This window comes from Sphaerospermopsis sp. LEGE 00249 (genome assembly GCF_014299995.1).
Taxonomy (GTDB): Bacteria; Cyanobacteriota; Cyanobacteriia; order Cyanobacteriales; family Nostocaceae; genus Sphaerospermopsis; species Sphaerospermopsis kisseleviana.
The window spans coordinates 19,635-32,609 of sequence record NZ_JACJUZ010000037.1; the positions used below are offsets into that span (position 1 = coordinate 19,635).

Below are 12,975 nucleotides of genomic sequence, written 5' to 3' on the forward strand. Positions count from 1 at the left end.
ATAAACAACAAATACAATGACTACGAAAGCTAGACAAGGTTTACCACGTTTTATTACTACAGAAGCTATTGCACCAAATAATGATGCTGGTTATCAAAAAGTTTGGGATGCAGTCAGAGCAGCATTTTCTTCTAGTCGTGAGTCTAGTATTGGGTATTGGCGTTATCCTCTTTTTCTGCAAGTTGGCGATCGCCGCAAAGAACCAGATATACTTATTGTTGATCAACAATGGGGCATTATTATAATAGAAGTTTGTCCTGTAAATATTGAACAAATTACATCAGTTAATGATAACTATATCCAGTTTATAAATAATACTCTACAACAAAATTATTCTCTGGAAAATATTTCTAAATATGCCGCAGTGTTGCGTAAATATTGTGATCAAGAACCTATTAAAACTCCAGAATCAGATATTCAACAAAAAATCATTGGACGTACTTTAATTGCTTTTCCCAATATTAGTACAAAACAATGGCAAGAAAAAGGATGGACGGGAACAGAAGAGGGTACACCATTTATATTTAATAATCAACTGGGTGAAGTTGGTTTAAAAAACCGTATAGAAAAATCTCAGGCGGCGATTACAGGCGAATCATTAAATGATAGTCAATATAAATCCCTTTTAAGTGTTATAAGTGGAACATCTATTCTGCGTAAGTCTTTAGAAAGAATAGAATCTGCTGATAATCAAAGTCTTTACAATATATTAGCAGAAGCACAAAAACTGATGTATGAATGGGATGTTAAACAGGAATATATTGGTAAAACTATTCCACCAGGTCCACAACGAGTAAGAGGAATTGCTGGTTCAGGAAAAACTGTTCTTTTTAGTCAGAAAGCAGTGATTATGCACCTGAAACATCCTGAATGGAAAATTGCATTTGTCTTCTTTACTCGTAGTTTATATGACCAAATTGAAAAATTATTTGAGTTATGGATAGAACATTTTACTAATGGAGAAATCGAATATAACAATTTCCCTAATTCCAATTTAAGAGTTCTTCATGCTTGGGGTGCAAACAATAGAGATGGTTTATATGGTGAAATTTGTAGAATCGAAAGGATAAGAAAGTTAAATCCACCTGATACAGGAGAAGAAGTTCCTAATAATGCATTAGCCTATGGTTGTCGAAACTTTTTGCAGCAAAAGCCAAAATTCAACCCTATTTTTGATGCTTTAGTGATTGATGAAGGACAGGATTTAATGACGGAAGATGATCTAAAATTTACAGCAGAAGATGGTGAAGAGAAACAGTCAATTTATTGGTTAGCATATCAATCATTAAAATCTGTGACTAAGGAGCAACCTGAGCAAAAACGTTTGATTTGGGCTTATGATGAGGCGCAGACCATACATTCTACAGGAGCAGTTGCACCAACAGCAAGCAAAGTCTTGGGTGATGAACTGAGTAATGTCTTAGGTGGTAGTCGTAAAGGTGGTAGTCGTGAAGGTGGTATTTATCCGGGGGGTATTCGTAAAGCTCATGAGATGGAACGTTGCTACCGTACTCCTGGAGAAATCTTAACTGCTGCTTATGCTTTTGGTACTGGTTTATTAAGAACAGAAGGAGTGCTAAAACCCGAACGTATGCAGAAACAAGATTTACATTCTATTGGGTTTGAAGTGGTAGAAGGTAAAATCAGCAGTAATGCTAAAATTACTATTACCAGACCTCCAGAAAATTCACCTAATCCAGTTCCTCGCATCTCTAATCATCCAGTGATTAAATTTGAAAACTATGATTCTCGTCAAGATGAGCTTTTCGCATTAGTAGAGAAAATTAAATATAATTTACAAGAAGATCAATTAAGTCCTAGTCGCAACATCTTAGTAATTGCTTTGGGTTATACTACTCCACCTTTTTATAATGGCAATAAATTAGAAAGAGAAATAGCTAATTTTTTAATAGATTATGGAATTGATATTTATATTCCTAGCGCATTAGCATTAAATGATATTAATCCCAAATGGCCTAATAATAATCCTGATTTATTCTGGTTTGATGGTGGTGTAACCGTTTCTAGAATTGATAGAACTAAGGGAAATGAAGCAGATATGGTTTATGTAGTTGGGTTAGATAACATTGCTAAAAATGAAAGCGATACAAAACTACGAAATCAATTATTTGTAGCTTTAACGCGTTCTCGTGGTTGGGTGAATATTAGTGGTATTGGTAATTATCCTTTCTATGAAGAAGTAAATAAAGTAATTGCACAAGGTAATACTTTTACTTTCACTTTGAAAGGAGTCAAACTACCTGAAGATGCTAATGATGATTTAACTGAAGAAGATGAACAAAATCTTTAATATTCAGTAGTAGGTTGGGTTGAGGAAACGAAACCCAACACATATATCAATCTTGAATAAACTCACCTATTTAAAAATACTTAATAGTGTGGTGTCAACTTAATCAAAAAATGGCTGATCTGTTAGCTTCCACCCCCGCCCAGAAATGAATTTCCGGGCTAATAACCAAAGTAAACTAAAGTTTACTAGAAGATTTTTTGTGTATTTAGTCATCTTTAGATGACTTTTGCTATTAGACTGGGAATTCATTCCCAGTCGGGTTATGGTTTTGATTTTAAATTGACACCAATTAGCATTGCTAAACCCCTACAAAAATATCAGTAATATCAGTTTTTGTAAATAAATTGCATATGTAAATAATTCGATATTTTTAATTTATTAATGATGCGCGATTTAGTGATACTTTGGAAATGAGTTAGCGGTAACTCCCTGAAGCGATCGCTATACTACCCATAATTTGCCTTACCTCCACCAAAATCAAATAATTAAAACATCATAAAAATCCTCATCAATACATCAGTATCATATACAATTAACCAGCAAATAAAAAACTAAAAAACCTAAACATGAACCCAACAACAGCAAATTATGATCAAGCATGGAAAGGAGCAATAGAAAAATACTTTCCAGAATTTATCAGCTTCTTTTATCCCCAAATTTATCAGCAAATAGACTGGAGTAAAACACCAATTTCCCTAGACAAAGAACTAGAACAAATTACAGCTACCTCTAACACAGAAAAACGCTATGCTGATAAATTATATCAAGTGTGGTTACTAGATAACACAGAAATTTGGATATTAATTCACATCGAAGTACAAAGTCAATACGATGAAGAATTTTCCCAAAGGATGTATATCTATAAATACCGCTCCTTTGACTTATATAGGACTTACGCAAAATATCTCTCAAAACCTCTTATCTTCGTGTCCTTCGTGTCCTTCGTGGTTCATTCTTCCGTAACTTCTGCGTAAGTCCTGTTATACCATAAACCAGTAGTTAGTTTAGCCATATTAGGAGATGAAAGCAAAACATGGCGACCTAATTGTTATCAATACGGTTTAGGTAATAGTGAGGTTGTGTGTAAGTTTGATACAGTCAAACTCATAGATTACAAATGGGAAGAACTAGAGCAAAGCAGCAATCTCTTTGCTATATTAGTAATGGCACATTTAAAAACCAAAACTACTACTAACAAACTCGCAGATAGGGAGCAGTGGAAATGGCAATTAATTAGAAGTTTATATGAGCGAGGTTTAAGCAGATATGACATTGAAAACCTCTTTAGATTTATTGACAAAATGATGTCATTAACTCAGGAATTACAACAGAAATTGCTCACCAAAATAACCGAGTATGAAAAGGAGATAGAAATGCCTTTTTTAACACCTACTGAAGAATTATTTATTGCAAGAACTCGCCAACAAGATATTATTAAACTTCTGCAAGTCAAGTTTGGTGATATTCCCGAAATACTGAGCAAAAATATTCAGAAAATTGATGATCTAACCGCTTTAGAAGAATTATTTGTATCATCAATTACGATTACTTCTTTGGAAGAATTTACCAATTTAGTTAATTCTAAATTACCAACATCACAAGATTAATAGTAGAAAAAAACAGAGGTAGAGAAATAGAGAAATCTTGAATTATCTTGAATTATCTTACATTTATTTCTCTACTTCCTTACCTGTTTCAATTTTCTAATTACCTTAATTTGGTTTCAACCCTCAAACCAAGATATCTGTTTTTATCAATAAATTACCGATACAAATAATTCGCCATTTATAATCTATGAATTATGATTTTTGAATTATTAATAAAAAGAGCGATCGCACAAAAACTCTATTATCTATACCTAGAGAAAAGCGATCACTTTTACCCTATAACTTGACTCTCACTCACCGCTAATACATAAAATGTCTATTTTGTCAACCCACCCTTTTACAAGACATGGATCAACCTCTCATTTCACCCGCAAAAAAGTTTACGAAATCACCGCTTTTTTCTCTATGCAGATTTTGACTATTTCTCAAATAACGTAAAATCAAGGGTTTTGGCTATCTATAAACCTTTTTTTTTAAAAAGTATATACTACGCCTAAATTATGAAATTTTAAAAAATTATAGCAAATCGCTGAAAGTATTGCAAGCTCGTGGGTAAATAAAAATAATTCTCAATTAAATATTAAGAAAATATAAAGAGGAAATTTCCAAATTTAGGAATATTTAAACCATTGATGGTATTATCATAACTTTAAATTATCACTCAATTAACAAACAAGGTTAAAATCAGCTTTTTTGCAGCCTGCTTTTATATAGGATAGGGATTTATCAATACTAAAAATATACGAGATTTGAAAAAACGAGATTAATTATAACTTTGCGCCTTTGCACCTTTCCACCTTTGCGCGAAATCTTGATCAAAGTGTGGTTCATTTACCTGAAAATAGCTGTAAATAGAAAAAGATTAAATAAACCGATGACACAACCAAACCAACTCCCCATCCCTCCCCACTTCCACCCCAACAAAGTCGGGGAAATATACCGCGTACCTTATCAACAACTAGCATCTGAAGCAGAAGCATGGACAAAACAATATAATATTCCCCCAGCAGCAACCGATAAAAACCGCATTTGTCTATTATTAATAGATGTCCAAAACACCTTTTGTATTCCAGAATTTGAATTATATGTAGGTGGACAAAGCGGAACTGGTGCTGTTGATGATAACAAAAGATTGTGTGAGTTTATTTATCGTAACTTGGGCAGAATTACCAAAATTATCCCCACCTTAGATACTCACACAGCAATGCAAATTTTCCATCCGATTTTTTGGATAAATGCCGATGGAAAACACCCCACACCAGCAGAAACTAATATCACTTTATCGGATATTGAAAAAGGGATTTGGCAAGTTAACCCAGCAGTTGCTCATAGTGTGACTAATGGAGATTATGAACTTCTGAAAAAACAAGCTTTTCACTATGTTAAACAACTCAGTCAAGATGGTAAATATCCCCTGACAATTTGGCCTTATCATTCCATGTTAGGAGGAATTGGTCATGCTTTAGTTTCCGCAGTGGAAGAAGCAATATTTTATCATAGTATTGCTCGTCAAAGTCAATCCCAATTTGAATTAAAAGGGGAAAATACTTTAACAGAAAATTATTCTATTTTACGTCCAGAAGTTTTAACAGGATTTGATGAAAAACCAATTGCCAAAAAAAACACAAACTTGATTAAACAACTTTTAGAATATGATGCAGTGATTATTGGTGGACAAGCTAAGAGTCATTGTGTGGCGTGGACAATTGACGATTTATTAACAGAAATTCAACAGGTAGATAGCACCCTGACAAATAAAATCTATCTGTTAGAAGATTGCACATCTCCTGTTGTTGTTTCCGATGTTGTTGACTACACAGAACAAGCTAACATAGCATTTGACAGATTTGCAGCAGCAGGAATGCACATTATTAAATCAACAGAATGGGTAATTGGTGATAGTTGATAGTTGATAGTTGATAGTTGACAGTTGATAGTTAATAGTTGATTGGGAAACATAAAATTGATTACCCAGTCACCAGTCACCAGTCACCAGTCACCAGTCACCAGTCACCAGTCACCAGTCACCTAGTTAAATATTCTTTTGGATCTTTTGCAGTCCAACCAAGGGGTTCATTAGCACGAATTTCAAAATGTAAATGTGGTTCTCTAGAAGTTGGTTGACCTGTAGCACCAACTGTTCCTAATATGTCACCTTGTTTTACATTTTGTCCCAGCTTAACTTGTATTGTTTCTAATTGAGCGTAACGAGTTTGTAGTCCACCTGCATGATTAATAATTACTAATTTTCCGTAGCTGGCTTGATCTTTAGCAAAGACTACAACACCAGGAGCGATCGCTTGCACAGGTTTACCTACTTCTGCTACTAAATCTACACCACTATGAAAAAAAACTTTACCTGTAATCGGATGAATTTGCCACCCATAAGGTAAAGCTACAGTTGTAGAATTAGCTAAAGGATATCCGGTTATACTTGCCGATGGTAAAGTTGGTGTATTTGCTACAGGAGAACTAGCAATTATCCGATTTTGTCTTTCTCTCATTCCTGGTAAAACAGGAACAAAAACAACTCTGGGGTTTTGTTGACAACCATTAATTTCAAACAATGTATCTGGACGAACTTTGTAATTTGCTGCCACTTGTCTCCAATTTTGACCACTGGGAACTTGTACCACAATTCCATCAAAGGGGGGAATTTGCAATTGATTACCAGGTGTCACAGTACCGTTATTAACAAAGGGATTCATGTTAATAATTGTTTCTGGCATGAGTTTATATCTCTCGGCTATGCTATCTAAAGTCTCACCACCAGTAACTTGATGTTTTTGAATTCTCGATAAGGCTGGAGTTGGACAACTTGGTACTGCATTCGCGCTTTGCAGTTGTAGCATTGTGGAAATTAGCCCCAAGGTGCTAATTAAGCTACAGAGAAACATTGGACGATAGCGAAAAGTCATGTTAACTAAGAAAGAAATAGCTAATTCTAGATTTTAGTTGGGGAATTTTCAAGATGGGATCATTTTTTTTGTTTGACTGATAATTCTTTCATGGTATAAGTCCTCAAACTTAACCCCAGAGTCAATCCAAAATCCAAAGTCCGAAAACTGAAAATGATCCCAAATAATGTATTAATTATTCAATTTCTGTTAACTAATCTGTTCACTGATCATTTACAAGAAATAGTGGGAAGTTTGAAAGCCTACCAGTAAAAGCCTGAAAATCCAAAAAGTGTTCAGGTTTTTACGTCCTTTAGGGGTGGGATGAAAAACGACTCAAGCGACTTTAGTCGCAGTGCCATCTTGCACTCGCTTTCCGTTTACGCTATAATTTATGGCGTAATATAATAGTCATCTATGTTAGTATACGAGTTCAAGTTAAAGGGTAAACACCAGCAGTTAAATCTGATTGATGAAGCAATCAGAACTGCTTTGTTTGTCCGTAATTCTTGTATTCGCTACTGGATGGACAACCAAAAACTCGGTAAATACGATCTGAGCGCATACTGCAAAGAACTGGCTGCAAACTTTGAGTGGGCAGGTAAACTTAACTCAATGGCAAGACAGGCATCAGCAGATACAGCTTGGGTGGCAATTTCTCGTTTTTATAGCAACTGCAAGAAAAAAGTTTCAGGCAAAACTTGTACTGAGCCTGTCCTGAGCATAGCCGAAGGGCGTAGTCGAAGTAAGGGGTTTCCAAATTTTAAGAAACGTGGTCATTCTGTAGAATACAAAACTACAGGATGGAAGCTATCAGCAGATAGAAAATATCTAACTCTAACTGATGGGTTTGGAATTGGGAAATTAAAATTAGTAGGAACTTATGATCTGCATTTCTACCAAATTACAGACATCAAGCGTGTCCGATTGGTAAAACGTGCAGATGGGTATTATGCCCAATTTTGCATTGCTGTTGACCGAGAAATTAAATTAACACCAAGTAAAAAGGTTATTGCTTTAGACGTTGGCTTAAACCATTTCTATGCTGATTCCAATAGAGATAAGATAGAAAATCCTAGATTTTTCAAGAAATCAGAGAGAGGATTAAAACGCCTACAAAAACGGGTTTCTAAAAAATTTAGAAAAGGTAAATCTCAATCCAATAACTACAAAAAAGCTAAGAATAAACTAGCAAGAAAGCACTTGAAAGTTAGTAGACAGCGTAAAGACTTTGTTGTGAAGTTAGCAAAGTGCGTAATCCAGTCTAACGACGTGGTTGTTTATGAAGACTTGCAAGTGCAAAATATGGTTAAGAACCATAAATTAGCCAAAAGTATTAGTGATGCGTCTTGGTATCAATTCCGGTGTTGGCTGGAATATTTTGGTAAAGTTTATAGCAAGATAACTATTGCAGTACCACCACACTGGACAAGTCAAAACTGTTCTAGTTGTGGGAAAACTGTTGTCAAAACTTTGTCAACAAGAACTCATGAATGTTGCCACTGTGGAACTGTTTTAGACCGAGATGAGAATGCCGCACTGAATATTTTAGCCAAAGGATTAAGTACGGTGGGACACACCGGAACTAACGCTTGGGGAGAGAACGACCTCTGTTTGGATTTGGCGACAAGTTCAGGTAAGTTGACTCAGTGAACCAAGAATCCCCCGACTAGAAGTCGAGGGAGTGTCAATTAGTAACTGTCTGACTATGATCGCAATTATTCTTAATTAATTAATTAATTAATTAATATGAAGTTATCTGTGAAGCAATTAGCCGTTTATCTGTTCTTAGTGGCTATGGGCAGTAGTCTGGGTATACTTGGTAGTCGATTTTTTCCCAGCAATGGTTCGTTTCAAGAGTTGAAAAATGTTACAGCGGCTTTACCTTCAGAATCTGTGATTACCTATCCTTCTCAGGGCTTGCCTAATTCTACTGGTGGCGATAATGTAAATTTTATTGCTGCTGCTGTACAGAAAGTTGGTCCTGCGGTTGTGCGAATTAATGCTACTCGTAAAGTAGTAAATCCAATTTTTGACGCTTTGAAAAATCCAATGTGGCGGCGTTTTTTTGGCGAAGATGAAGAACCAATTCCCCAAGAACGAATTGAGCGCGGTACTGGTTCAGGGTTTATACTTAGCGAGGATGGTCAATTAGTAACAAATGCTCACGTAGTCGCCCAAACAGATACAGTATTAGTCACCCTTAAAGATGGTCGCACTTTTGAAGGTAAGGTGGTGGGAGTTGATACTGTTACAGATGTAGCAGTGGTCAAAATTCCTGCGGATAAATTGCCTACCGTTAAATTAGGTAATTCACAAAATTTAATTCCTGGTCAGTGGGCGATCGCCATTGGCAATCCTTTAGGTTTAGATAATACTGTCACAATTGGTATTATCAGCGCCACTGATCGGACCAGCGCCCAAGTAGGCGTTCCCAATAAACGGGTTAGTTTTATCCAAACCGATGCGGCAATTAACCCTGGTAACTCAGGTGGACCGCTTTTAAATGCCCAAGGTGAAGTGATTGGCGTTAATACCGCCATTCGCGCCGATGCTCAAGGACTGGGTTTTGCCATTCCCATTGAAACCGCCGCCCGCATAGCTCATGAGTTATTTACCAAAGGAAAAGCAGATCACCCTTTTTTGGGCATTGAAATGGTAGACCTTTCACCGACCAAAAAACAGCAATTGAATCAAGACAATACACTCAACATTCAGCCAGATGTTGGGATTGTGATTAAGAAAGTTATCAAAAATTCACCGGCAGAGGAGGGAGGACTGCTCCCCGGAGACGTGATTCAAAAAATCAACGGTAAACCAGTGAACATCACAGCCCAATTGCAGAAAATTATTGATTCAAGTCAAGTCGGAGACATTTTCAAAATTGAAGTTAACCGTAATGGCAAAACTCAAACCTTTAAAATACGCTCAGGAACTGAGACACAAAATTAGTTATTAGTACAGGCGTAGTTGATCACGTCTGTACTTGGAACTATTGATTAGACAAATGCTCTAATTGCATTCTTTGTTCCATCTGCCGCAGAAAATAACCAGTCATCATTGCTGATGCTAACAGTCCTGCGAGGTTATCTCGGTCTGTAGTAACTTGCACATTAAAACTCTCTCCTGGGAGCATTCCTACCAGTCCTTGGACATTCTGGGAAATGATTTGTTTAATTTCTGGGCTGGCAGATTGGGCTACACGGGCTAGAACGTCGGGAGATTGATGCTGTAAATATTTCAATAACTGATTCGGATTTTCCCCCAAGTGTTCGTTCAGAAGCTGATGAGTGTGTTCCTCAGAGTTGTCATTCAAAAAATCAGGATCAAACACCATTGGCAATTCTTCTTAGCTTAGTTGCTAATTCTACTTTAAACCATATCACAAGCCTAGCGCATTTATAAGGGAACAGGAGTTCAAGGAGTCAGGAGTTCAAGGATAATTTAACCCAGTCCCCAGTCCCCAGTCCCCAGTCACCCATCACCTGTCACCTCTAACTTCAGTTCTAACTGTTGTTCTTTGTCGGTTTTGGGAATAATTTCGGGAAGTTGATCAATTTGGAAATATTGGTGAAATTTTGACGTGACTTGTAACGAATATGACCGGGATTCATTGTCTCGTCGTTTACGCACAAATCCTAATTCTACCAGTTCAGGAACGTGCTGATATACACCTGAACCCCGCAGTTCTATTAACTCACTTTGCAAAATGGGACTGTTAAGAGCGATCGCTGCTAAAGTGCGTAAAGCCCCCACACCCAACTCCACAGGGATCAAAGTCTGTACTAAATCATGAAAATCTGACCGCAGTTGCAAACTATAACCATTTGCAGTTTCCACAATTTCTAGCGCACTATCTCGACGGGCATAATTATCCATCAGTTCAATTATCCCTTCTTCCGCTGTATGGCGATCGCACCCAGCATGCTCGGCAATTTCACTCACAGATAAGGGTTTACCCTTTAAATACAAAATCGCTTCTATTTTGATTGCTATGGCTATATTCTTCTTGGACATATTTAAAAGTTCAGGAATTCAGGAGTCGTAGGGGCGAAGCATTCGGGCGATAAATTATCAATTTTTATCACAGTTTATTTTCCGAATGCTTCGCCCGTATAGGAGTCAGGAGTTAGGAGAAATGAAAATTGTAACTTTTGCCTTTTCCTATTCCCTATTCCCTATTCTCTGTTTTTTGACTTTTGAATGCATGACTTTTAATTTTCCTCCCCTGCTCCGCTTCCTTTCTTCACTGCCACCAATCACCAGTTACCTGTTCCCTGTTACTGAGAATAAATTCTGCGATCGCCAAATCTTGAGGAGTTGTCACTTTCAAATTCGTTTCTTCCCCCGGTACTATCCGTACTTCAAGCCCGCATTTTTCAAACAAAGCTGCATCATCTGTCACTTCCCAACCTTGACGCACACCATCAGCATGACATTCTTTTAACAACTTAACATCAAATCCTTGGGGAGTTTGCGCCGCCCAAAGTTGCTCTCTGCTGGGTGTACTTTGAATTATGCCACTTTCCCCCACAACTTTAATTGTATCTTTTACAGGTATAGCCGCAATTAACCCTGGACAATGAAGAATAGCTGCTGCACAAGCATTAAATAAGTCCGGTGTAGCTAAACATCGCGCCCCATCATGAATTAATACTTGTTCAGCATTTCCTGGTAATGCCTGTAATCCGTTATAAACCGACTCTTGGCGGGTAGCACCACCAGGAATAAACTCCACAGGTTTAGTTAGCTTTAAATCAGCCAAAATTGCCTTAAAGTCCTCCCAGTCATGAGGTTGGGAAATAATTCCGATCCAACTGATAGCACTAGCAGCTTCCGCAGCTAACAAAGTCCAAGCAATCAGAGTTTTTGAACGAACCTTTAATAACAGTTTATTGCGGTCAGCACCCATTCTTTTGCCGCTACCTGCGGCCGGAATTAATAAATACACAACTTTCCTCAATTTTGTAAATAGCAGGAGGCAGGAGTCACGAGGTAGGGGAAGCAGGGGAGGTAGGGGAGGCAGGGGAAGAAAAGATTTTTACCAATGCCCAGTCACCAATCACCAATCACCAGTCACCAGTCACCAATCACCAATTACCAATCACCCATTACCAATTACCATTCCCCATTTCACATAAAATAAGGACGATAAGCTTCAATAAATATATTATTTATGCGAGTAGTAGCTTTTGTACCTGGTTCAATTGGCGACCAAGTTCTTTTTTTCCCCACATTGGATGATCTCAAGCGTTCCTATCCCGACGCTTTGATAGATGTGGTTGTGGAACCCCGGTCAAAGGCTGCCTACCGAGTGAGCAAGTCAGTTCACGAGGTATTGACCTTTGATTACAAGGACCGTAATAGTTTAGCAGATTGGGGTAACTTGGTGGGAACAATCCGCGATCGCGAATATGATGTTGCCATCACTGCTGGAGAAAGTTGGTTTGTCGGTTTATTTCTCTGGTTAACTGGTATTCCCACTCGCATTGGCTTCCAAGGTAGTGGTGCAAATTTTCTTACCAGTGTTGTATCTCCCAATACATCCCAATATATCCCTTCCATGTATCATGATTTGTTGCAACCTCTGGGAATCAAGACACCTTGCCCACCGTTAGCAGTAAATATACTGAAACCAGATATTGAATGGGCGCAACAACAACAAAAACGCTTGGGTATTAATGACACAGGTTACATCTTGCTCTCTGGTGGTTCTGGTAAGTTATCCCAAATTAATGGTGCTGATACCAGCTATCCTGTAGCTAGTTGGCAACAAATTATTCAAGATTGTCAACGCAAACAGCCAGATTTACCAGTGGTGGTCATTAAAGAAACTGAGGATGATAAATTTGTTTCTTCCCTGGTGGAATCTTGTCCCGGTATTAAAGTAATTGCCATTGATGATGTGGGCAAATTAACTGCCATAATTGGTGGAGCAAGTTTAATGCTTTCTCTCAACAGTGCGCCCCTACAAGTGGCTATAGCTGTACAAACCTATACTATCGCCCTACTTGGTTCTACAGACCCAGGAAAAATATTACCCACCAGTGATAAATTCCTCGCCATTAAATCTCCCACTGGCAAAACCGCTGATATCGCACCTGCAACCGTTTTAGAAAAAATCTGGGGCGGTTGACTATTAGTTTTAGATTTTAGATTT

At 37.5% G+C, this 12,975-nt stretch carries 11 protein-coding genes; 7 read left to right on the plus strand and 4 right to left on the minus strand.

Features of this window, described 5'->3' with window-relative positions; genetic code table 11:
- Window positions 1-16: 16 nt before the first annotated feature.
- From H5968_RS13950 to H5968_RS13960, 4 genes are all read left to right on the plus strand, one after another.
- Entirely contained in the window at window positions 17-2,311 is a 2,295-nt protein-coding gene (locus tag H5968_RS13950) for a DEAD/DEAH box helicase (RefSeq protein WP_187040441.1), read from the plus strand.
- A 566-nt stretch (window positions 2,312-2,877) separates the two neighbouring features.
- A complete protein-coding gene (locus H5968_RS26130; RefSeq protein WP_370569771.1) occupies window positions 2,878-3,285 on the plus strand; it encodes a hypothetical protein in 408 nt (135 codons plus the stop codon).
- A 105-nt stretch (window positions 3,286-3,390) separates the two neighbouring features.
- Window positions 3,391-3,918 carry a hypothetical protein gene (locus H5968_RS26135; RefSeq protein ID WP_370569772.1) on the plus strand — a complete coding sequence of 176 codons (528 nt, stop codon included), beginning with the start codon at window positions 3,391-3,393 and terminating at the stop codon, window positions 3,916-3,918.
- An 874-nt stretch (window positions 3,919-4,792) separates the two neighbouring features.
- A complete protein-coding gene (locus tag H5968_RS13960) occupies window positions 4,793-5,824 on the plus strand; it encodes an isochorismatase (protein ID WP_187040442.1) in 1,032 nt (343 codons plus the stop codon).
- A 118-nt stretch (window positions 5,825-5,942) separates the two neighbouring features.
- Here the strand turns inward: H5968_RS13960 and H5968_RS13965 are convergent, their stop codons facing one another.
- Window positions 5,943-6,836, minus strand: coding sequence for a M23 family metallopeptidase (locus H5968_RS13965; protein WP_187040443.1), 894 nt, complete (start codon window positions 6,834-6,836; stop codon window positions 5,943-5,945).
- A 396-nt stretch (window positions 6,837-7,232) separates the two neighbouring features.
- Here H5968_RS13965 and H5968_RS13970 point away from each other — a divergent pair, with 396 nt between their 5' ends.
- Both H5968_RS13970 and H5968_RS13975 read left to right on the plus strand, forming a co-directional pair.
- Complete coding sequence (locus H5968_RS13970) at window positions 7,233-8,468, plus strand: RNA-guided endonuclease TnpB family protein (RefSeq protein ID WP_187040444.1); 1,236 nt, start codon at window positions 7,233-7,235, stop codon at window positions 8,466-8,468.
- 96 nt (window positions 8,469-8,564) lie between these two features.
- Window positions 8,565-9,767: an HhoA/HhoB/HtrA family serine endopeptidase gene (locus H5968_RS13975; RefSeq protein WP_187040445.1), complete on the plus strand. Its 1,203-nt coding sequence runs from the start codon at window positions 8,565-8,567 to the stop codon at window positions 9,765-9,767.
- A 40-nt stretch (window positions 9,768-9,807) separates the two neighbouring features.
- Here H5968_RS13975 and H5968_RS13980 read toward each other — a convergent pair whose 3' ends face one another.
- From H5968_RS13980 to ispD, 3 genes are all read right to left on the minus strand, one after another.
- A complete protein-coding gene (locus H5968_RS13980; RefSeq protein ID WP_187040446.1) occupies window positions 9,808-10,152 on the minus strand; it encodes a DUF760 domain-containing protein in 345 nt (114 codons plus the stop codon).
- A 137-nt stretch (window positions 10,153-10,289) separates the two neighbouring features.
- Window positions 10,290-10,832: an SMC-Scp complex subunit ScpB gene (gene scpB, locus H5968_RS13985; protein WP_187040447.1), complete on the minus strand. Its 543-nt coding sequence runs from the start codon at window positions 10,830-10,832 to the stop codon at window positions 10,290-10,292.
- Between the two features lie 229 nt (window positions 10,833-11,061).
- On the minus strand, window positions 11,062-11,766 hold the full coding sequence (ispD, locus tag H5968_RS13990) for a 2-C-methyl-D-erythritol 4-phosphate cytidylyltransferase (RefSeq protein WP_187040448.1): 705 nt from the start codon (window positions 11,764-11,766) through the stop codon (window positions 11,062-11,064).
- 225 nt (window positions 11,767-11,991) lie between these two features.
- On the opposite strand from ispD, the gene H5968_RS13995 reads away from it, so the two are divergent.
- Entirely contained in the window at window positions 11,992-12,951 is a 960-nt protein-coding gene (locus H5968_RS13995; RefSeq protein WP_187040449.1) for a glycosyltransferase family 9 protein, read from the plus strand.
- The last annotated feature ends 24 nt before the right edge of the window (window positions 12,952-12,975 follow it).

Coding starts and splice junctions, on each gene's coding strand:
- H5968_RS13950 (WP_187040441.1), top strand. CDS start 17: ATGACTACGAAAGCTAGACAAGGTTTACCACGTTTTATTACTACAGAA.
- H5968_RS26130 (WP_370569771.1), top strand. CDS start 2,878: ATGAACCCAACAACAGCAAATTATGATCAAGCATGGAAAGGAGCAATA.
- H5968_RS13960 (WP_187040442.1), top strand. CDS start 4,793: ATGACACAACCAAACCAACTCCCCATCCCTCCCCACTTCCACCCCAAC.
- H5968_RS13965 (WP_187040443.1), bottom strand. CDS start 6,836: ATGACTTTTCGCTATCGTCCAATGTTTCTCTGTAGCTTAATTAGCACC.
- H5968_RS13970 (WP_187040444.1), top strand. CDS start 7,233: ATGTTAGTATACGAGTTCAAGTTAAAGGGTAAACACCAGCAGTTAAAT.
- H5968_RS13975 (WP_187040445.1), top strand. CDS start 8,565: ATGAAGTTATCTGTGAAGCAATTAGCCGTTTATCTGTTCTTAGTGGCT.
- H5968_RS13980 (WP_187040446.1), bottom strand. CDS start 10,152: ATGGTGTTTGATCCTGATTTTTTGAATGACAACTCTGAGGAACACACT.
- scpB (WP_187040447.1), bottom strand. CDS start 10,832: ATGTCCAAGAAGAATATAGCCATAGCAATCAAAATAGAAGCGATTTTG.
- H5968_RS13995 (WP_187040449.1), top strand. CDS start 11,992: ATGCGAGTAGTAGCTTTTGTACCTGGTTCAATTGGCGACCAAGTTCTT.